The sequence below is a fragment of the Ornithinibacillus xuwenensis genome (assembly GCF_039614845.1).
Lineage (GTDB): Bacteria > Bacillota > Bacilli > Bacillales > Amphibacillaceae > Ornithinibacillus > Ornithinibacillus xuwenensis.
In genome coordinates, this window is sequence record NZ_JBDIML010000002.1 from 334146 (window position 1) to 354131 (window position 19986).

The 19986-nt window shown below is 37.2% G+C and carries 20 protein-coding genes; 15 read left to right on the forward strand and 5 right to left on the reverse strand.

Going from position 1 to position 19986, the window contains the following annotated elements:
• Positions 1-19 precede the first annotated feature (19 nt).
• The 4 genes from ABC228_RS07525 to ABC228_RS07540 all read left to right on the forward strand — a co-directional run bounded on the left by ABC228_RS07525 (position 20) and on the right by ABC228_RS07540 (position 5263).
• Complete coding sequence (locus ABC228_RS07525) at positions 20-610, forward strand: DUF6305 family protein (protein WP_345824493.1); 591 nt, start codon at positions 20-22, stop codon at positions 608-610.
• A 32-nt stretch (positions 611-642) separates the two neighbouring features.
• On the forward strand, positions 643-2037 hold the full coding sequence (locus tag ABC228_RS07530) for a sensor histidine kinase (RefSeq protein ID WP_345824494.1): 1395 nt from the start codon (positions 643-645) through the stop codon (positions 2035-2037).
• The gene (locus ABC228_RS07535) at positions 2012-2623 is read left to right on the forward strand and encodes a response regulator (RefSeq protein WP_345824495.1); all 612 of its coding nucleotides are present in this window, start codon (positions 2012-2014) and stop codon (positions 2621-2623) included. The genes ABC228_RS07530 and ABC228_RS07535 overlap by 26 nt, the downstream gene beginning before the upstream one ends.
• A 153-nt stretch (positions 2624-2776) precedes the next feature.
• Positions 2777-5263 carry a bifunctional diguanylate cyclase/phosphodiesterase gene (locus tag ABC228_RS07540; protein ID WP_345824496.1) on the forward strand — a complete coding sequence of 829 codons (2487 nt, stop codon included), beginning with the start codon at positions 2777-2779 and terminating at the stop codon, positions 5261-5263.
• Positions 5264-5351: 88 nt separating this feature from the next.
• On the opposite strand, the gene ABC228_RS07545 is transcribed toward ABC228_RS07540, so the two are convergent.
• Positions 5352-6320, reverse strand: a complete 969-nt coding sequence (locus ABC228_RS07545; RefSeq protein WP_345824497.1) for a sugar phosphate isomerase/epimerase family protein — start codon at positions 6318-6320, stop codon at positions 5352-5354.
• Between the two features lie 193 nt (positions 6321-6513).
• On the opposite strand from ABC228_RS07545, the gene ABC228_RS07550 reads away from it, so the two are divergent.
• The 5 genes from ABC228_RS07550 (at position 6514) to ABC228_RS07570 (ending at position 12170) form a co-directional block, all read left to right on the forward strand.
• Positions 6514-7503, forward strand: a complete 990-nt coding sequence (locus tag ABC228_RS07550) for a LacI family DNA-binding transcriptional regulator (RefSeq protein ID WP_345824498.1) — start codon at positions 6514-6516, stop codon at positions 7501-7503.
• Positions 7504-7621: 118 nt separating this feature from the next.
• Positions 7622-8575: a substrate-binding domain-containing protein gene (locus tag ABC228_RS07555; protein WP_345824499.1), complete on the forward strand. Its 954-nt coding sequence runs from the start codon at positions 7622-7624 to the stop codon at positions 8573-8575.
• Between the two features lie 67 nt (positions 8576-8642).
• Positions 8643-10169, forward strand: a complete 1527-nt coding sequence (locus ABC228_RS07560; RefSeq protein WP_345824501.1) for a sugar ABC transporter ATP-binding protein — start codon at positions 8643-8645, stop codon at positions 10167-10169.
• On the forward strand, positions 10147-11130 hold the full coding sequence (locus tag ABC228_RS07565; protein ID WP_345824502.1) for an ABC transporter permease: 984 nt from the start codon (positions 10147-10149) through the stop codon (positions 11128-11130). The genes ABC228_RS07560 and ABC228_RS07565 overlap by 23 nt, the downstream gene beginning before the upstream one ends.
• Before the next feature lie 11 nt (positions 11131-11141).
• Positions 11142-12170: a Gfo/Idh/MocA family protein gene (locus ABC228_RS07570; protein ID WP_345824503.1), complete on the forward strand. Its 1029-nt coding sequence runs from the start codon at positions 11142-11144 to the stop codon at positions 12168-12170.
• 107 nt (positions 12171-12277) lie between these two features.
• Here ABC228_RS07570 and ABC228_RS07575 read toward each other — a convergent pair whose 3' ends face one another.
• Positions 12278-12835 carry a CDP-alcohol phosphatidyltransferase family protein gene (locus ABC228_RS07575; RefSeq protein WP_345824504.1) on the reverse strand — a complete coding sequence of 186 codons (558 nt, stop codon included), beginning with the start codon at positions 12833-12835 and terminating at the stop codon, positions 12278-12280.
• Between the two features lie 207 nt (positions 12836-13042).
• Here ABC228_RS07575 and ABC228_RS07580 point away from each other — a divergent pair, with 207 nt between their 5' ends.
• From ABC228_RS07580 to spxA, 4 genes are all read left to right on the forward strand, one after another.
• Complete coding sequence (locus ABC228_RS07580; protein ID WP_345824505.1) at positions 13043-13576, forward strand: GrpB family protein; 534 nt, start codon at positions 13043-13045, stop codon at positions 13574-13576.
• Positions 13569-14660 carry a metallophosphoesterase gene (locus ABC228_RS07585; protein ID WP_345824506.1) on the forward strand — a complete coding sequence of 364 codons (1092 nt, stop codon included), beginning with the start codon at positions 13569-13571 and terminating at the stop codon, positions 14658-14660. Before ABC228_RS07580 ends, ABC228_RS07585 begins: the two co-directional genes overlap by 8 nt.
• A gap of 75 nt (positions 14661-14735) precedes the next feature.
• Complete coding sequence (locus tag ABC228_RS07590; protein ID WP_345824507.1) at positions 14736-15140, forward strand: hypothetical protein; 405 nt, start codon at positions 14736-14738, stop codon at positions 15138-15140.
• A gap of 247 nt (positions 15141-15387) precedes the next feature.
• Positions 15388-15783: a transcriptional regulator SpxA gene (gene spxA, locus ABC228_RS07595; protein ID WP_345824508.1), complete on the forward strand. Its 396-nt coding sequence runs from the start codon at positions 15388-15390 to the stop codon at positions 15781-15783.
• Between the two features lie 81 nt (positions 15784-15864).
• Here spxA and guaC read toward each other — a convergent pair whose 3' ends face one another.
• The gene (gene guaC, locus ABC228_RS07600; RefSeq protein WP_345824509.1) at positions 15865-16848 is read right to left on the reverse strand and encodes a GMP reductase; all 984 of its coding nucleotides are present in this window, start codon (positions 16846-16848) and stop codon (positions 15865-15867) included.
• 238 nt (positions 16849-17086) lie between these two features.
• On the opposite strand from guaC, the gene ABC228_RS07605 reads away from it, so the two are divergent.
• Positions 17087-17662: a hypothetical protein gene (locus ABC228_RS07605; RefSeq protein WP_345824510.1), complete on the forward strand. Its 576-nt coding sequence runs from the start codon at positions 17087-17089 to the stop codon at positions 17660-17662.
• Between the two features lie 60 nt (positions 17663-17722).
• Here ABC228_RS07605 and ABC228_RS07610 read toward each other — a convergent pair whose 3' ends face one another.
• Complete coding sequence (locus tag ABC228_RS07610) at positions 17723-18376, reverse strand: YdeI/OmpD-associated family protein (protein WP_345824511.1); 654 nt, start codon at positions 18374-18376, stop codon at positions 17723-17725.
• Positions 18377-18528: 152 nt separating this feature from the next.
• On the opposite strand from ABC228_RS07610, the gene ABC228_RS07615 reads away from it, so the two are divergent.
• Positions 18529-19062, forward strand: a complete 534-nt coding sequence (locus tag ABC228_RS07615; RefSeq protein ID WP_345824512.1) for a D-glycero-alpha-D-manno-heptose-1,7-bisphosphate 7-phosphatase — start codon at positions 18529-18531, stop codon at positions 19060-19062.
• A 16-nt stretch (positions 19063-19078) separates the two neighbouring features.
• On the opposite strand, the gene ABC228_RS07620 is transcribed toward ABC228_RS07615, so the two are convergent.
• Positions 19079-19909: an N-acetylmuramoyl-L-alanine amidase gene (locus ABC228_RS07620; protein ID WP_345824513.1), complete on the reverse strand. Its 831-nt coding sequence runs from the start codon at positions 19907-19909 to the stop codon at positions 19079-19081.
• Positions 19910-19986 lie beyond the last annotated feature (77 nt).

Here is a 19986-nt window from a genome sequence, read left to right on the forward strand (position 1 = left end):
TAATGAAGGGAGGCTTGCCATGAAACGGTTTCTACCAGCGCTGACCTGCTTAACGGTGGCTTTAATGCTACTGCCATTCTCAGCAGGATCCTCAGCCAATAGCAAATTTAATACATATCCTAACCTACCTGCACCTATTGCAAAGGAAGAAATTTTAATAACCTCTGCAGGACAAGCAGTCGAAAGCTCCATTCTACAATCCATTGCAGAAAAATTAAATCTTCAAGCGGATTATCGTCCAAGAGCATTAGCAACAGATTTATATGAATATGAGAGTGTTGTTATTGTAGTAGGATTTAGCAAGCATGGTCTTTCACAAACTGTCCGAAATTTTAAAGAGGAGTTAAATCGTGTGAAGGCGTTAGTAATGGAGGCGGAGAAATCTTCGTTATCGGTTATCCTTGTTGATATTTCTGGTATGCTTCGGAATGATAATAGGTCTTGGCAATTAGTAGAAGAATTGATACCCTATACAACCTATTATATTGGTATGAAAAGCTCGGAGCGAATGGATTACTTGCGATTTATGTTGAAAGAAAACAAAGTACCTACGACGTTAGTTGACGATATTAGTGGGATAGAGGTCCCCTTTAACTCGGCATATCGCTAATAGAATATGTAATCGAATAAAGGGTGTGGACTATGAATACGAACGATAATCCTATTTCAATACTCGGATTAACGGGGTGCATATTACTGTTAATCGGAATACTGATTCCGAGTATTTTTGACGGATGGTCAGATTATATCGTCGAAAATATTGAAGCAAGCATTCAGTTACAAGATAGTGGGAAATTGGTTATTACTTCTCTTATCTTTACTGCTAAATATAGCATTTCAAATTTCTTTATCTTTTTTGGAGCGATGGTTCTAGTAAATGGACTATTAGGTAGAACTGATATGTTTTATCGGCTATTTATATATGCAGGAATCGTTATGGTAACAATCGTTGTTTATAATATCCTCCATCATGAAGGCTTTTCCTATATCGGCCATCTCATCACACTTTCTATTATTTTGTTTATCCATCATTACATACCGAAACAAAAAAACTTCTATGTAATTTACGCAGTTATTTTATTTTCTATTTTAATGGCCATGAGCTGGATGCAATTGATTCCCCTGTTATCAAAGCTTGGAATAGGAACTAGTGATATTGCGACAAGCATAAAAATTGCTGATCTCTATCTAACAAATCATTCACTTCTAAATACACTCGCTGCCATTTTCTTTATCGTTTTTTTAATTATTTCGGTAATATTGGTCTTTCTAGTCCATCTTCTCCATAAGCAGATTACCGCAATGGAAAAAATTCAAGAAAATGAAAAGGAATTGAAAGAAGCAAGGATTGCATTGGTCGAATCAAAGGTGTATGAAGAGATAAATTCATTGGTTCATGACTTGAAAACACCGTTATCAACCTTAGAAGGACTATCCTCATTACTTGATATGCGGTATAAGAATAACAAACTATCTTCGATCAGTATTTACATAAGTAGGATGGAAGCAGCAATTCAAAAGATGAATGATATGATATCGGAGATACTTTATGAGGATATAAAGCAACCGATTGCTGTAAAGGAACTCTTGGAGTATGTAACAAGTCATTTAATCTTGGCCAAGCAGAACATTGAAATTCAGCTTGAATTGGAAGAAGGTATGCCTTTAATTTATATTAATAAAATAAGGTTTTCCCGGGCAATATCAAATATTTTGGAGAATGCTATTGCTTCATTAGCTGGAAGTGAAGGAATCATTCAAATCAAAGTGAAGAGAAAAGATAATTCAATCGTTTTTCAAATCGTAGATAATGGACCTGGTATTGAGATGTCTCATATAGAATCGATTTGGAGAGAAGGATTTAGTACAAAAAATTCATCTGGTATCGGATTATCATTTGTAAAAACAGTGGTGGAGAACCATAATGGTACGATACATGTAAGTAGTGTACCTGGTAGTCATACACAAATGAAAATTACACTCCCAGTTTATGAAGAGGGTGAGATAACAAATGGGTACAACCATCTTAGTCGTTGATGATAATGAAAGTATTCGCTTTACGCTTAAGGAAATATGTCATTTTGCCGAATGGAATGTGATAGAGGCTGCATCAGGTAAAGAAGCGATAACCATCTTTAATAAAATGAAACCGGATCTACTGTTACTCGATTACCATATTCCGAATGGAGATGGTATTACGACTACAAAGGCAATACGAAAATTAAATCAACATGTACCGATTATTATTTTAACTGTTGATGAACGACAAGAAATTGCTGATTCTTTTATGGAAGCTGGCGCAACGGATTTTGCTCTGAAGCCAATTAAGGCTCCCGATTTAATATCAAGAATCCGATTAAACTTAAAGGTAAGTAAGCTAACGGAGGATCATCACAGTGCTTTTGTGGATAAAGGGATCAAACAGGATACGCTCATGTCTATTAAAAACCATTTGTTAAATCAGGAAGATGCCATTACGATCGATCAACTTAAAGAAGCTTTGCCAATTGCCTATCAAACTGTACACCGATACCTCAACTATTTAGAGAGTAAGGGTGAGGTTGAAGTGATGATACAGTATGGAAAAAAAGGAAGACCCAAAAACCGGTATCGGTTGGTCTGATGTAAACGCGCTGAAAACACCTATTACAATGCTATAACCAATAGGTGTTTTTTTTATAATTTAAGGGAAATAGTAATAATAAACCACTACGTATGGAACATACATAGGCAATTTTTTTATACTTAGATAAGTCAAAAGATGGGGGAACCACCATTGTCGATACGGACAAAACTATCATTCGTACTTACGTTTGTCATGATAATAATTCTTATGATAAATACAGCAATCGGCTACTATACAACAAAAGATAATTTGATAAATGGTAGTAAGCAGCAAGCGGAAACCATAACAGGGGGACTAACACAAGCGATTAAGGATTTGGAGTTAGAGTCTAAGAGGTTAGAAGAGATGTTGGGACACTCTCTTCAGTTAAGTGCACAGGTTATTCGAAATAAATTGGATCCGAATATAGATAACGTAACAAATGAGGAGCTTAAAGAACTAAGTGAAAGCTTAGAGATTACCGATATTACGCTATATAAAAGGGAAGGAACGGATATTGTAGCAAAGAAATCATCAAACCCCAATATGATTGGTGTGGGAACAAAAGAATGGGGATATTGGTATACAGCACTGGACCAGTTATTCACGAATCAAGACGTGACAATTCGGGAAGGTCAAGGGCTGGAAAATTTTTGGTCAGCACCTGCTAGTATATCTCAACGTGATCCAGAATATAGTGATGAATATGGTTTTTATTTTGACGGAACGACAAACTATATGATTAACCTGCATACCAAAACGACTATCTTGAAACAGTATGAAAATCAACAAAAGACCGAGGAAATAATTGGTCATATCCTATCAGACAGATCTGAATTACTAGAAATAGCTGTATTCAATCCTTATCGTAATCCGTATTCGGTTGTGGAAGATACGACAGACTTCCGTGCTTTCGGAAATAACGCACTACTATTTGGTAATAACCAGTACCTTACAAATAAGGATGTATCATTCATCGATCAAGCAATGAATGAAAATAGAATGATTCATTATCAAACAGAGGTGAATAGTCAACGATTAATTAAATACTTTCACCCTGTCTTAAGTAGTCGCCCATATGTCATGGAATTAGTATTAGACTACAGGATGATTAGTGAACCTCTGCAGGAATATTTACTCAAGAGTATCATAGCATCTGCTATTTTAGTCATGATTGTCTTTGCATTTATCTATTATATTTCAGGAAGAATTGTCAGACCAGTTATCGAAATAGCGAATAAAGTGAAACAAATATCTTCGGGTAACTTCGGCGTATCACTTACACATAAACGAAACGATGAAATTGGAAGTTTAACGAATGACATTAATAAAATGTCTACATACTTACAGAATTATAAACAAACCATTGAGTTCCAAGCGTATCATGATGAACTTACGGGACTACCAAATAGAAGAATGTTTAATCGTAATCTAGCAGAAAGGCTCGGAGAAGCACAATTAACAGAGCAGAAGGTAGCCGTTCTATTTTTAGATTTAGACCGATTCAAATTTATCAATGACACATTTGGACATGGTGTGGGGGACTTACTAATCAAGGAAGTAGGTCATCGGGTAGCCAATATTTTGGATACGAATCAAACGCTTTATCGTGTAGGTGGCGATGAATTTGTCATCATTTTTTCAGGTGCCTCCAAAGAGTTGACGAAAGGCTTAGCAGAAAAAATTATGGTTTCTCTATCAGAAGCCTTTATCATTAATGGCTATGATATGGTTACGACTGCTAGCATGGGGATAGGAGTGTACCCAGATATTGCGGATAATGCTGAAGACCTGTTTAAGAATGCGGATGTGGCATTATATAGAGCGAAAGAAAGTGGAAGAAATACGTATCAATTCTATACGCCAGAATTAAATGATTCGTTTGTAAGAAGAAAGCTTTTAGAGAAGGATTTGCATGAAGCATTAGAGCGAGAGGAACTATTCCTTTATTACCAACCACAAATCGATATTCAGAACAATAAGCTAGTAGGAGTAGAAGCGTTAATTCGGTGGAACCATCCGAAATTAGGCCTTATTTCTCCTTCTGAATTCATTCCGATTGCCGAAGAAACAGGCTTAATTATTCCAATAGGAGAATGGGTTCTGCAGAGGGCATGTACACAAATAAAGGAGTGGCATTCAGCTGGTTTAGGCTCGTTCAGAGTTGCTGTAAATCTTTCTGCAAGACAGTTTCAGCAAGGGAATTTGGCCGAAACAGTGGAAAAAATCATTAGGCAAACGGGTATTGATTCACACCATCTAGAGCTAGAGATTACAGAGAGCATTGCAATGGTTGACTATGAATATTCCATTAACAAAATTAATGAGCTAAAAGAGCTTGGTGTGTTAATATCTTTAGATGATTTTGGAACAGGTTATTCTTCGTTAAGCTATTTGAAGAGATTCCCAATTGATAAACTTAAAATTGATAAATCGTTTGTCGATGATATTGCAATAGATCGAATTAGTGAAATGGTAATTGCCACTATAATTACAATGGCGCATACCCTAAATCTGGAAGTGATTGCGGAAGGTGTAGAGAAGAAAGAGCAGCTGACATTTCTTATAAATGAAAAATGTGATGAGGTTCAAGGCTATTATTTTGGAAAACCAATGCGTGCAGAAGCGTTGCAAGATTGGATGAAGTTTAAGAAATAGGAATAATAAAGCAGTATAAAAACCATGGGAGAATTGTAAGGTAGTCACAAGTTCTCCCGTGGTTTCTTTGTTAGAATTGTTCTACGTGTTACACCCACCACATCTCTTTTACAGAGTCTTTAACCATTACAGGCTTTAGGGTTTGGACAGCTTTGTTGAAGCCTTCTTCTATAGACATTAATCCATCTTCATGCTCGATGCTAACAACATAGTCATAATCCATAAGTCGTAAGGCACTTATCATATCAGCCCATGTTTTCGAATCATGACCAAAACCTACTGTGCGAAAATACCATGCACGTTCTCGCATATTAGAATAATCCGTCATATCGGTTAGACCATTTCGATTCATGTTCGTTTGGTCAATGATGGTATCCTTAGCATGGAAATGATGAATAGCATTTTCATTTCCCAATATCTTTATGGCTTCAATTGGATCGATTCCTTGCCACCACATATGGCTTGGGTCTAGATTAGCTCCAATAGCAGTGCCACATTCCTTGCGTAAGCGCAATAGAGTGGCAGGAGTATGGACTGAAAATCCTCCATGAAGCTCAAGGCCAATTTTCACATTGTGTGCTTCAGCGAAGTCATTTTTTTCTTTCCAGTATGGGATAAGCTTGTGTTCCCATTGCCACTTTAATATTTCCTGAAAGTCATGAGGCCACGGAGAAACTGGCCAATTAGGATATCGTGCATTCTCGTGGTCACCCGGACATCCGGAAAAAGTATTGACAACTGGAACACCTAATTTAGCTGCCAGTTGGACAGTCTTTTGAAATAATTCATCTGCGGGTTTTGCAATGTTAGATTGTGGATGAAGTGGATTAGCATGACAGCTTAAGGCACTAATGCTAAGACCATGTTCTTCAATTTTCTCCTTAAATCGTTTGATTTGATCTTCATCAAGTAAAAGTTCATCTACTTTACAATGGGCATCCCCCGGATAGCCCCCTGTTCCGAGCTCGATTGCTTCAAGTCCGCTTGAAGCAACATAATTTAACATGTCATCAAAGCTTTTCTCAGCAAATAAAACGGTAAAAACTCCTAATTTCATGAAATGACCACTCCTTTCGAGTTTTCAGAATTAACAGTTATGTAATCCATTACATTAATACCATATAAGAATAAATAGATTTAATCAATAGTTTTCAATAAAATTTATTTTGCTATTGACAGACAATTCTAATTATAATACCATTACCTTGTAAACGATTACATGTATTGTGTAGGGAAAGTAGGATCAAGAGATGGCGAATATACACCAGGTTGCAATGCTGGCAGGCGTATCTGTTGCAACGGTATCTAGAGTATTAAATCAACAAGAAACAGTTACTGCTAAAACAAGAATTAAAGTAGAAGAAGCAATAAAGAAACTAAATTATGAACCAAATTTATTAGGGAGAAATCTGAGGACCTCAGAAAGCAGAATTCTATTAATCCTAATCCCAAGTATTTCCAATCCGTTTTATACAGAAATAATTAAAGGGATTGAGACAACAGCATTAAGTCAACATTATAATATTCTACTTTGTGAAACAGATTCTAATCCAGAACGGGAGAATATTTATTATGATCTTGTTCGGAAGAAAATGGCTGATGGAATAATATCAATGGATCCAGCAGTTAATATTGAAACCTTGATAAAACTAGCGCAGACACACTCCATTATTCAGTGTAGTGAATATGCAGAAGACAGTGGTATCCCATACGTGACAATTAATAACGAAGAAGCTGCATATCGTGCTGTAAAGCATCTTGTGAAGCTAGGGCATGAGAGAATTGCCATCATAAATTCGGATGAGAAATTTCTTTATGCAAGACAGCGTCTGGCGGGGTATAAAAGAGCGCTAGCGGAACATGGAATAAATCCAAGAGATTCGTATAGCTTGTACACACATCAATTAGGGTTTGATTATGGTAAGCAAGCAATGAAAAAGATTTTAAAGCTTGAAGAAAAGCCAACTGCGGTTTTTGCTGTATCAGACCTATTAGCAATTGGTGCTTTAAAGGAAATTAACCAAAGTGGATTAAACGTTCCAGATGACATCGCGGTAGTAGGATTTGATAATATTGACTTTTCAAATATGACAAACCCTACTTTAACCACTATATCACAGCCTATGTACAAGATGGGCTCAATAGCTGCAGAGATGCTGATTGATAAAATAAAGGGGAAAACAGTGGAAAGCATCACGCTGGATCATGAACTAATTACGCGTGAATCAACTTCAGGATAATAATCATCTAAGACCAGCGCTCTGTTATTAAGTTCTATTAATGACAGAGCGCTGACCTTAGATGTAATTGTAATCGATTACATAAAGGAGAGCATCTATATTAAATAAAGGGGTGAATATGTTGAAGAAATTAGTAATGTTAATGATTTTATTTGTGGCAGTCCTTGCACTTGCAGCTTGTAGTGAAGAGGGTAGTGGTGATGATAGTTTAACGATTGGGATTTCTCTACCAGATGCAACCCATGGGTGGATGGGTGCGTTAATTGAAGCTGCAGAAGAACAAGCAAAAGAATTCAAGGAAAGTGAAGGAATTAACTATGTGATGACGAACGCAGCAGATCCAAACTCACAAGCAAATGACATTGATGATTTAATTGCACAGGAAGTGGATGTAATTGTAATGCTACCAATTGAATCTGCAGCACTATCTCCGGCGGGGCAGAAGGTGAAAGATGCTGGGATACCACTTGTAATTGTTGATCGTGAGCTAGAAAATGACGCAGCCACAGTAGTCGTAAAAGGGGATAATGAAGGGATAGGCATAAACGCTGGGAAATATTTTGTGGAACAATTAAATGGCCAAGGGAAGATTGTAGAGATTACAGGTCCGCCTAATTCTGTTACCGAGCAAAGAAGTGCTGGATTCAGAGATGCGGTCGAAAGTGAACCTGGAATGGAAATTATTGCGTCCCAAAGTGGCGATTTCTCAACTGAAAAATCATTAGAGGTTATGCAGAATATCCTACAGGCAGAGCCAGATATTGATGCTGTGTTCACGCAAGACGATGGCATGGCGTTGGGCGTTATTCAAGCGATTAAGGAGGCAGGTAGAGATGACATCCAGTTTGTAACAGGGGCTGGTGGTGCGAAAGATGTATTTGAGAGCATCAAAGCGGGAGAATTGATTTCTGCCACATTTTTATATCCGCCTGGACAGGTCAAAGAGGCTGTGAATATCGCCGCACAATTAGCGAAGGGTGAAGAGCCAGAAAAAGATATGGTTATTATTGAAGCTACGGAAGTTACGAAAGATAATGTAGATGATTACTATGATCCAGATTCAAAGTTCTAAATAACATTGGAAATACGGTAGAAGATTATCTATTGTATTTCCTCTTTTCCTTAAAAGGAGAGATTGTATGTCAAAGCCGTTTTTACACATGAAAAAAATAAATAAATCTTTTAATGGTGTCTCGGTATTAATGAACGTCTCTCTAGAAGTAGAACCTGGAGAGATTCATGCACTACTTGGAGAAAATGGGGCTGGAAAATCGACGTTAATGAATATATTAGGGGGAGTTTTTCGACCTGATGAAGGGACGATCCTTATTCACGGGAAAGCAGTAAACTTGTTTAACCCTAAAGCTTCCCAAGATCATGGAATTCGTTTTATTCATCAAGAGCTTAATGTAGTTCCAGACCTACGAGTATATGAAAATATGTTTTTAGGGCTGGAGCTTCGGAATAAATTGGGGATTGTAAAAGTGGAAGAAATGTGCCGTAAAACAAGTGACATTCTAATGAAGCTCGGGGTAGACATTGATCCTAAAGAATATGTTCGTAATTTGGATACTTCTTATAAACAGTTGATTGAAATTGCCAAGGCCCTACTCCATCAATCAAGATTAATCATTATGGATGAACCAACTACTGCACTTGCAGAGCATGAAGTAGAACGCTTATTTTCATTGATGAAAAGCTTAAAGGAGTCGGGAGTCTCATTCATCTATATTTCCCATAAATTAAATGAAATAAAGCAAATATGTGATTCCTATACGGTTTTACGTGATGGTGAATTAGTTGGGACAGGACAAATTCAACATGAAACACTAGAAAACATTACCACGATGATGGTTGGGAAGACCATTTCAGAAGAAAGAATTGTGCATGATAACAACTTTGGGAAAGTCGTATTAGAGGTACGTGATCTCACTTGCAAAGGTTTATTTCATTCCATAAATTTTCAAGTGAAACGTGGAGAGATTGTCGGATTTACAGGTTTGTCGGGAGATGGTAGGACAGAACTGTTTGAGACGTTATTTGGTTATCGAAAAAAATACACAGGTGAAATTAAAGTGGATGCCAAGAACGTTCAACTAAACCATCCACAAATGGCTGTGAAATCTGGTATAGGCCTAGTACCTAAAAACCGGAAGGAAAATGCCATTATCAAGGATTTAAGTGTGATGCATAATATGACGCTATCCTCGATTGGGAATGTGGAAGCATATGGATTTATTCGAGAAAATCGCGAAAAAGGAAAGTTCCTACATTATAAAGACCTTCTTAATATAAAGGTACATAATCCCAATATAACAATTGATAAGCTGAGTGGCGGAAATCAACAAAAAGTAGTAATAGCAAAGTGGCTGGAAGTAAATACCAATATCCTTATTTTTGATAATCCTACACAAGGAATTGACGTTGGGGCAAAGCTAGAAATCTATCACCATATTGTATCCTTGGCTAGACAGGGTAAGGGTATTATTATTTTATCTTCGGAAGCACCAGAAATATTAAAAATATGTCATCACATCTATGTGATGTTCCAAGGTGAAATAGTAGCAAATTTAAATGGGCATCAGGCGACAGAGGACGAAATTATGGGCTATGCAACAGGTTCAATAAAGGGGGGAGAAAAAGATGCTTACCAAACCAAAACTTGAGGAGAACAAGCAGGATTCGTCAACGTCAAAATGGAAACAGCGCTTTAACTGGCTCTGGTCTGAATATAGTGTCATTATTGCTTTTCTAATAATTTTTATCGCGGCATCCATTATTAGTCCAAGGTTCTTGGACTTAAACAATCAAATGAATATATTAATGCAAGTATCCATCATTGGAATTATTTCATTGGGAATGACCGTCGTCATGCTATCAGGAGGAATTGACCTATCTGTTGGATCCGTTCTTGCGCTTGTGGGTGTCCTAACGGTAATTGCATTAAATGCTTCGGGGAGTATATTCGTAGCTTTATTAACAGCATGTGCAGTTGGGGTATTAGCTGGGATGTTGAATGGATTAATGGTAGCAAAAGGGAAAATCGCATCGTTTATTGCTACACTAGGAATGATGGCTGCAGCACGTTCGATTGCGCTCTATATTTCGAGTGGTGGAAGTATTTCTAGTGAAGTAGCAGGGTTTACTTCGATTGCTAACAGTGAACTTTGGATAATTGATTATCCTATAATTATTTTCATTGTAATGACTGCAATGGTATACGTACTGATGCATAAAACGCGATTTGGCCGTTATGTCTATGCGCTGGGTAGTAATGAAAAGGCTGCTCTATTATCTGCAATTCCTGTCGACCGTGTAAAAATAGGCGTATACACACTAGCGGGGTTATTGGTAAGTGTTGGAGCTATTATTGAAACATCTCGGTTAAATTCCATATCATCTGCGAGCTCAGGGATGCAATATGAATTAGATGCCATTGCTGCTGTCATTATTGGTGGTACTAGAATGACGGGTGGACGCGGAAAAATCATTGGAACCTTTTTCGGTGTTCTCATACTAGGGATATTGAATAATATGATGAACTTAATGAATGTGTCACCGCACCTCCAAGGTTTTGTAAAGGGGCTTATTATTATAGTCGCCGTTGTATTCCAGAAGAGAGAATAGGGGGATGAAGAATGAAGGCAGGGATTATTGGGTGTGGTTCGATTGCAAAATATCGCCATGCGCCAGAATATAAGGCAAATCCATATGTTGATGAAATCGTTTTTTATGACCGGAATCCAGAACGGGCAGAAGCGCTTGCTATGCTGTTCGAAGGGAGCTTTGTCACGACCGTTGAAGAATTATTACAAGACACGACAATTGATATGATTAGTGATTGTACTTCAAATGAAAGCCATCATGTGTTTTCTACCAAAGCACTATTGAGTGGTAAGCATGTATTGTGTGAAAAGCCAATATCGCTAAGCCTTGAACAGGCTGCTATCATTCTTGATGCAGAGAAGCAATCAGGAAAGAAATTAATGATTGATCATAATCAGCGCTTTACAAAGGCTCATCAGAAGGCAAAAGAGCTAATTAAGCGTAAAGAGCTTGGTGATGTGCTAACCTTTAAGACCTCCTTTGGACATAAAGGACCAGAACACTGGGGTATTAACAGTACAAATTCAACCTGGTTTTTCAAAAAAGATCGTTCAAGCATTGGGGTAGCCGGAGATTTAGGGATTCATAAGATTGATTTAATCCATTACTTACTAGAGGATGAAATTGAGATGGTTAGCGCTTTTCAAGGTAGCTTGGATAAAGTGGATGAACAAGGGAACCCCATTGAGGTATGTGATAATATTGTATGCACGCTAAAAACAAAGCAGGGACGTATAGGGACAGCATCCTTTTCTTGGACATACTATGGAGAAGAAGATAATAGTACAATTTTGTACTGTCAAAAAGGAATCATCAAGATATATCATCGTCATGACTGTCCAATTGAGGTTATTACGGAAAATGGGGAAAGGAATCGTTATCAGCTGGAGTCTATTCAAACAAATGATAATCAAACGAATAGTGGTGTAATCGATGCGTTTGTTGAATGCGTGCGAAATGACGAGGAGCCACAGGTAACTGGGCAAGATGCATGGTTATCATTACGTGTGATATTAAAAATGGTAGAAGCGGCGGAATCCAATCAAGTAATAACAATATAGCTTTATAGATTGATAAGCAACATGAAGGACACCACATAAGGACAACTCGCATTGTCGTTTGATAATGGAGTAGCTGTTCCGATGTGGTGTCCTCTATTTGGTTTTCTTTATACATTGCGATATAGTTTCATAAACTCAGGGATATATAGAATAAAAGATAGACCAAGGAATGCTCCCGTAACAAGCATTAGAGCTGACGCAACCTGAAGATCAATCTCAGGGAAGCCAATTAGGATAAAGGTAGCTGCATAGAATACTGCGGTTGAGATTTTTCCAAACCACATTGCACCATCTAGCTTTTGTCCTCTTTTCAGTAGGATTAAACCATTTATCCCCATAAACAGTTCCTTTACAATGAGTAATACTACTAAGAGCCACATGTACTCATAGCGAAACATGAGACAGCCTACAATTGCTGCTTGGGTTAGCTTGTCCGCAACCGGATCCACTGTTTTGCCAAGCTCGGTTATCTGGTTGAATCTCCTAGCAATGAATCCATCAAACATATCCGTAAGTCCTGATAATAATATGATAAGTGCTGATACATAATGGTCACTTGGACCGTCTGCTGTTATGTAGATATACACGAATATAGGTATTAATAGTAGTCTTATATAAGACAAAACATTAGGTATTGAAAGTATTTCTCTAGTAGTAAGCTTCACGATAATTTTCCCCCTAGAAGCGCTAAGCTTAGACGTATTAAATCTTACTATTAGTATTGTATCGGTTATCGACAATATTTGGAAGTATTTGTGTGAAAAGTTTCTATCCTCGGTTAATGGATTAAGTCGTCTGTACAAATTTTCTGCAATATCTACTAAAGTATATTAAAATGATGATAGAAAACGAGCGTAATTGGGAGGGTGTGCATGCGAAGTGTCTCGGTTGTACCGTATAGGAAGGAATGGCCATCATTATTTCAAAGCGAGGTAGCTGAGCTAAAGAAAATTTTTGGATTAGAAGTAGACCATATTTATCATATAGGTAGCACTGCTGTACCAGGTCTTGCTGCTAAGCCAATTATTGATATAATGCCAGTTGTTCATGATATTAATAGAATAGATGATTTTCATGACGCGATGATTGGGATTGGGTATGAACCTCGAGGTGAGAATGGTATCCCTGGACGAAGATATTTTCAAAAGGGTGGTAATAATCGAACGCATCATGTACATGTTTATGAACAAGGAAGCCAAGAAATTAAACGTCACTTAGCATTCCGTGATTACTTAAGAACACATCGGAGTGCCGTAAAACGATATGGAGAATTAAAGAAAGAACTAGCTAAACAACATCCATTTGATATGGATTCTTATATAAGAGGCAAACATAATGTAGTGCTAGAGATCGAGTCAGAAGCAATCAAATGGTATGAAACGATAGGAGAAGAATTCCATGATTAATATTAAAAAGCTTGATTTAGATGAAACAAGAAGAATGATTATTACCTCCGATATCCATACAAACTTAAAGCTCTTCCAAGAACTATTAGAAAAGGTCCATTTCTCAAAAGAGGATTATTTATTTATCAATGGAGATCTCTGTGAAAAAGGACCAGATAGTATTAAATTAATCCATTATGTACGTACGCTTATTCAGAATAACGAAAATATCTTTTTAACAAAGGGTAATTGTGATGTGGTTTTCCGGTATGTATTTCGTGAAGATGAAGGGATACTACCATACATAAAACAGAGAAAACACTCCATTTTGAATGAAATGATGGCCATACATGGTAAAAGTCTAGATGATTTTTCGGGTCTAAAAGAATTAGGAGAGTTCTACCATACCTATTTTCAATCTGAGATTGAATGGTTAGAGTCATTACCGGTTGCTTATGAGACGAGGGATCTCATCATCATTCATGCAGGTATAGATAATCACAATGATTGGTATGAAACAGATGAATCTCAAGCACTATATGCCAGAGCATTCTACGAGTCAGGGCATCAGTCTGAGAAAACAGTTGTTGTCGGTCATTGGCCAGTGGTAAATTACCGAGCTGCAGAGGCGAGTTCGCACAATCCGATAATAGACCTTGAAAAAAGGATTATTTGTATAGATGGCGGCAATCAAATTAAGCAAGATGGACAGCTAAACGCGCTCGTTATAGAAGGTGGAGAATATACCTTTACCTATGTCGATGAATTAGGACAAGAAGAAATGATAATACGCGATTACACGGAACATGCAGACAGAGTTGGTACGGTTACCTTTCCAAACTATGAAATGAATCTCTTAAAACGCGAGGACTATTTCACACTATGTGAGAATCGTAAGCTTGGTATTCAGCAATGGATAAAAAATGAGTATTTAATAGAAAAGGATGGTCAGTTTTTCTGTAAAAACGATCTTAGTACAACCTTTGTAACAGTCCATTCCGGTGAATACGTGAAGGTTGTTGATGATGCATGTAAAGGCTATAGCTTAATTAAGAAAAATAATGGACAAGTTGGCTGGATACCGCGAGAATGCATCCATAAATAGAACTATTTTACCATTTCATTACGATTTTCTTTTGGTAAACTGACCTTGAGAGAAAAATAGATTTGGGGTGTTGTGATGGAGTTTCAAGGGAATAATAAATATTATACGATTATGCTTATAGGTGGATTAATTGTAGCATTTCTGGCATTCTTCATTGGCAGTGTGACACAAGGGGATGATTATCAATTTTTTAACGCAGTTTTATTTGCATTAGGTGGTGCTGCTGCGGGTGGATTTGTAGGTGTCCCACTTGTTTATATGTGTAGGCCAATAAAGAAGGTTATTATTACGGATGATGAGTTGCAACTGGTTGAAAGTAAAAAGCCGAAAACAACGAAGCTGTCTGACATTCAGGATATAAAAGTGATGCGGAACGGGATTATTATTCGACACACAGAAGGTAAACTGATTATTAGTAAAATGCATGGTTACCCATTGGATGGAATCTATAATCAGTTGAAACAAAAGATTAGTGCATAAATATAATAGCCTTAAGGGAATACTTCCTTATAAGGCTATTTCAAATGGGCTTTATTTTAACATAATTGTAAGGTTCGTAAGGTTGACACCGGTTCACAAGTGTAATAATATTATATTGAATTAAAGATATTTAAAATTAATTGATATAAATTTTATTACAGGACTAAAATGTCTTCCTTTGAACAAATAGGAAACATTCCGTAGATGAGTTCGTCAAATCTCTTGTAAAGAGAAAGGAAGTAATTACATGGTAACACTATATGTCACACCAAGTTGTACATCCTGCAGAAAGGCTAAAGCATGGTTCCAAAACAATAACATACCATTTAAAGAGCGTAATATTTTTTCAGAACCGATGTCATTTGATGAAATCAAAAGCATCTTACGTTTAACAGAAGATGGTACAGAAGAAATTATTTCGGAGCGGTCCAAGGTTTTTAAGGAAATTGATGTTGATATTGACCAGCTACCAATGAAGGAATTATATCAACTGATTCAGGAAAACCCTGGATTACTTAGAAGGCCAATTATTATCGATGAAAAGCGTCTACAAGTAGGGTATAACGAAGATGAAATTCGTAGATTTTTACCTAGATCGGTTCGGACATTTCAGCTACAAGAGCTTCAAAAAATGGTTGACTAATTAGGAAAAGGTGAGTGGATAAATCCCACTCACCTTTTTATTTACACAAATATTGAGTTGCCTTTCGTAGTACGATTTACCTTAATATACTTTGTCACCATTGAAAATAGAATTTTTTACAATGACATAGTCAACATTTCGAATAGCATCTAGTTTGTTTCCGCCAGCATATGAAATAGAAGATTGAAGATCCTGTTCCATCTCAATTAACGTGTCTGTAAGGGAGCCTTTGTGCTCAACAAGCATCTTCTTCCCTTCAACGTTTTTCTTTTCGCCTTTTTGGAATTCAGAAGCCGAACCAAAATATTCTTTATAGAGATTACCATCTTTTTCTACTGTTTCACCTGGAGATTCTTCATGACCAGCAAATAATGAACCAATCATGACCATAGAAGCACCAAAACGTACGGACTTAGCAATATCACCATGAGTACGAATTCCGCCATCCGCGATTATAGGCTTGCTCGCAGCCTTTGCGCACCAACGAAGGGCCGCTAATTGCCAACCACCTGTTCCGAAACCAGTCTTTATTTTCGTAATACATACCTTACCAGGTCCGATTCCAACCTTTGTTGCATCAGCACCGGCGTTTTCTAATTCTCGTACTGCCTCTGGTGTACCAACATTTCCAGCAATAACAAAGGTCTCTGGTAGGTTCTTTTTAATATGTTGAATCATGCTAATAACGGAATTGGAATGTCCGTGTGCAATATCAATTGTAATATACTCTGGTGTAAGGTTTTCTGCTTTTAATTCTTCAACAAATCGATATTCTTCTTCTTTTACCCCCACACTAATGGACGCAATTAATCCACGAGCTTGCATATCCTTAACAAAATCAATGCGCTTTTGTGGCTCGAAGCGGTGCATGATGTAGAAATATCCACCCTCAGCTAATTGTAATGCAACTTTTTCGTCTATAATTGTCTGCATATTTGCAGGGACAACAGGCAATTTAAATGTTCGTCCGCCAAATGTAATCGATGTATCACATTCAGAACGACTATCCACAACACATTTTGCGGGAATTAATTGAATATCTTCGTAATCAAATACATTTTCCATGAAATACACTCCTAAATACGAATGTTTTGTTTTGGATAAACAAAAATTGTTCGTCCTTTGGTAATGTACTACATTTTAGAACGTATGTCAAAGTTATTTGATTAGGCTATACTAATAAAGTAAAATAATGCTGGAAGAAAAAGGGATATATATGAAACTATTTTCTTATAGAGGATTTTTTGGAATTATCTAGAATACTATGGAAGAGAGTATTTCTAAAAGTGAAGTGGGGGATATTATGATCACGTTAATAGAAGACCCTAAAAAAGAACTAGAATACGATATTACATGTATGACGGATGGCAGTGAGTTAAATGTAACGATAATACCAGCTTACTGTGCTTCTTGCAGAAGGCAGATAGAAGGTTTTTTCTATTTTCAAAATGCTCGAATTGGTCAAGTCGGGACAATACCATGTAACCACTGTGGAATGGAAATTCATTGTACAGTTCATGATGGTAGCCAGGATTCGATCTATATGATCCCGGAGATTTATTCCGAGCAATGGTCATATGTGGGGGAGAATCAATTAAGGAGTCATGTAGAAATAGATTTCCAAGATCTATACCAAATCAATACGAAAACCATGAAGAAACTAGAAAAAATACTACTATCCGAGCAAGGAGAACAACACTTTTTGGTGGAACTCGATCAAAGTAAGCTTGAATTAAATGACTTAATTGACCAGGTCATGAGTAGCTTAAAACTCAATGAATTACCTAATGAAAAAATAATGACAGATGATCGATTTAATATGCTTCCTGAGAAGGTAAATAAGTGGCTAAATTTATTAAAAGTACTTCACATAATTTGATAATAAATAGAAGGAAAGACCCTGCATAACATAGGGTCTTTCCTTTTGCTTGTGAACTTCTTATTTCTTCTTCATTCGATATAAATCAATTGACTTATACCCTTGTGAGAGAATATCGACCATTTGCTTCGAACGCTTTTCACGTGTTTGTTGCTGTTTAGCTGAGAAGATATAGCGTGCCCAATCCTTTTGATAACCCGGTGTTAAGTTTTGATAGAATTGGAGCACTTCTGGGTGATTTGCAAGAATCGCTTCCACGTCTTGAACGTTGTTCTCATAATCTGCGACACATTGACTTGCTGCGGAGGATTTTTTGCTTTTCTTCTTCTCTCGCTTCAAGCCAACAACAGTAAAGACTTCATCCATACTTACCATTCTGGAGAATTTAATATCGCTATTTCCGATGTATCCATCTTCCCCTACTTTTAAGGCGGGGAACATATCATCACGATGAATAAACGTGTTATATCGTTTATTTCCTTTTTTAGGATACGCTAAGAAAATATAACCTTTTTCATCCAAAAGTTGGACGTTATCGATTATGTTTGTAGTTTGTTTAATCATTTCTTCTAATGTCTCAACAAAAATAAAGATAGCATCATGATTCTTCGTTAACGTTGTCGGATAACGAGTAAACGTATCATAATCACTTGGCTGATTGAGAACTACCATATTTTCATATTTATGAAGGTTTAATTTATCAATAATGGACATAGTAGGCTCCTGTAATAATGGATAGAATTATACTGAATGTACCGTTGTTAACGAAGCATGTCAATGTCGTAGAAGAGTAGATATGATCCTAAAAGCTACAAACGAGGTTTACAATTTTATAAAAGCGGTATGATAAGGTGTGGGTGATGATAATGAATAAAGCTGTATTTCTTGACCGTGACGGTGTTATTAATGAGGTTCTGACTCAACGTGTGAGGTTTGTTAATAAACCAAGTGATTTCTATTTATTACCGGGAGTAGGTGAGGCAATTAAATTAATGAATGACTTAGGATATAACGTTTTTGTTGTCACCAACCAAGGAGGAATTGGATTAGGCTATATGAAGGAGTCCGCATTAGAGAAGGTTCATCAGAAAATGAAGGATGATCTAAAAGCGTTTGGTGCATCTATAGACGATATTGCTTATTGTCCTCATAAGCCACATGCAGGGTGTGCATGTCGTAAACCAAAACCACAAATGCTGCTCGATATTGCGGAAAGGTATGCAATTGATTTAGCGGAAAGCTACATGGTTGGAGACCGTGAACCTGATATTGATGCTGGTAGGGAGGCGGGTACAAAAACGGTATTAGTAGGAAATCGAGAAGAATCTTCAATAGCTGCCTCGATGCAGTTTACAGACCTACTTGCTTTTTCAAAGTGGTTAGCGGGCGACTCTATTTAAGCCACCCGCTAAACCATTAGTTGCTGACAGCGGTTTGTACAATCGTGAGTTTTTGCTCTGTTACGATATAGGCATCTGTGACTCCTGCATTTTGTACCTCTTCAAGACGTGCTTCTGCACTATCACGAGTTGAAAAGGCACCTGCTTGGACACGATACCAAAGCTCTCCAGAAATGGTAACCGTACCAATAAATGAGTCGATACCCCGACCGCTAAGATAGGCAACTCGCTCCTCTGCATTATCTCTTGATTGAAAGGATCCGGCAATTACTTTATAAAGAATATCTGTATCGTTTTGCTTCGGCTGTAAATTAAATGCAATTGCGATTCCATTAACATGTCCTTGTGCTACTGTTTGGCGCCAGGTTGATTGCATCATTAAATTCGCATCCTGGGCATTATCGATAAATCCGTTTTCTGTTAAAAGCGCAGGCATGGAGGATTCACGTAACACGTGAAAATTAGCTTTTTTCTGCCCGCGATTAGTGAGTTGGTTAACTCTTGTAACCTCAGTATGGAGAATATCTTGATAGCTAGCAGTCAATGATGAATCGGATAAATTACTATGAATATAATCCTCATATCCTTGTGCCGCTCCGTTGAAGGAATTACAATGAATGGATAAAAAGTAGTCTGCTCCCCAGGCGTTTGCCTCATCGGTTCGCTGTTGAAGGCTTTTGGTCGTATCTGTCGTACGACTCATGAGAACCTCCACATTTTCATAACTATTTACTAACGTATTTCGAATGCGAAGTGCAATATCCAAATTAATATTTTTTTCTAACAACCCGTTTCCACTTGCTCCACTATCTGAACCACCATGACCAGGATCTAAATAAAGCTTCATAACAAATCTCCTCCTAATAATAGAAATTATTTTTCAGAAAGGCGTTTGAAACTTCTAAGGTGGATAAGAACGTACAA

Bases quoted from the DNA above. Each gene is read 5' to 3' on its own strand.
- ABC228_RS07525 (WP_345824493.1), top strand. From the start codon at position 20: ATGAAACGGTTTCTACCAGCGCTGACCTGCTTAACGGTGGCTTTAATG.
- ABC228_RS07530 (WP_345824494.1), top strand. From the start codon at position 643: ATGAATACGAACGATAATCCTATTTCAATACTCGGATTAACGGGGTGC.
- ABC228_RS07535 (WP_345824495.1), top strand. From the start codon at position 2,012: ATGGGTACAACCATCTTAGTCGTTGATGATAATGAAAGTATTCGCTTT.
- ABC228_RS07545 (WP_345824497.1), bottom strand. From the start codon at position 6,320: ATGAAATTAGGAGTTTTTACCGTTTTATTTGCTGAGAAAAGCTTTGAT.
- ABC228_RS07550 (WP_345824498.1), top strand. From the start codon at position 6,514: ATGGCGAATATACACCAGGTTGCAATGCTGGCAGGCGTATCTGTTGCA.
- ABC228_RS07555 (WP_345824499.1), top strand. From the start codon at position 7,622: ATGTTGAAGAAATTAGTAATGTTAATGATTTTATTTGTGGCAGTCCTT.
- ABC228_RS07560 (WP_345824501.1), top strand. From the start codon at position 8,643: ATGTCAAAGCCGTTTTTACACATGAAAAAAATAAATAAATCTTTTAAT.
- ABC228_RS07565 (WP_345824502.1), top strand. From the start codon at position 10,147: ATGCTTACCAAACCAAAACTTGAGGAGAACAAGCAGGATTCGTCAACG.
- ABC228_RS07570 (WP_345824503.1), top strand. From the start codon at position 11,142: ATGAAGGCAGGGATTATTGGGTGTGGTTCGATTGCAAAATATCGCCAT.
- ABC228_RS07580 (WP_345824505.1), top strand. From the start codon at position 13,043: ATGCGAAGTGTCTCGGTTGTACCGTATAGGAAGGAATGGCCATCATTA.
- ABC228_RS07585 (WP_345824506.1), top strand. From the start codon at position 13,569: ATGATTAATATTAAAAAGCTTGATTTAGATGAAACAAGAAGAATGATT.
- ABC228_RS07590 (WP_345824507.1), top strand. From the start codon at position 14,736: ATGGAGTTTCAAGGGAATAATAAATATTATACGATTATGCTTATAGGT.
- spxA (WP_345824508.1), top strand. From the start codon at position 15,388: ATGGTAACACTATATGTCACACCAAGTTGTACATCCTGCAGAAAGGCT.
- guaC (WP_345824509.1), bottom strand. From the start codon at position 16,848: ATGGAAAATGTATTTGATTACGAAGATATTCAATTAATTCCCGCAAAA.
- ABC228_RS07605 (WP_345824510.1), top strand. From the start codon at position 17,087: ATGATCACGTTAATAGAAGACCCTAAAAAAGAACTAGAATACGATATT.
- ABC228_RS07610 (WP_345824511.1), bottom strand. From the start codon at position 18,376: ATGTCCATTATTGATAAATTAAACCTTCATAAATATGAAAATATGGTA.
- ABC228_RS07615 (WP_345824512.1), top strand. From the start codon at position 18,529: ATGAATAAAGCTGTATTTCTTGACCGTGACGGTGTTATTAATGAGGTT.
- ABC228_RS07620 (WP_345824513.1), bottom strand. From the start codon at position 19,909: ATGAAGCTTTATTTAGATCCTGGTCATGGTGGTTCAGATAGTGGAGCA.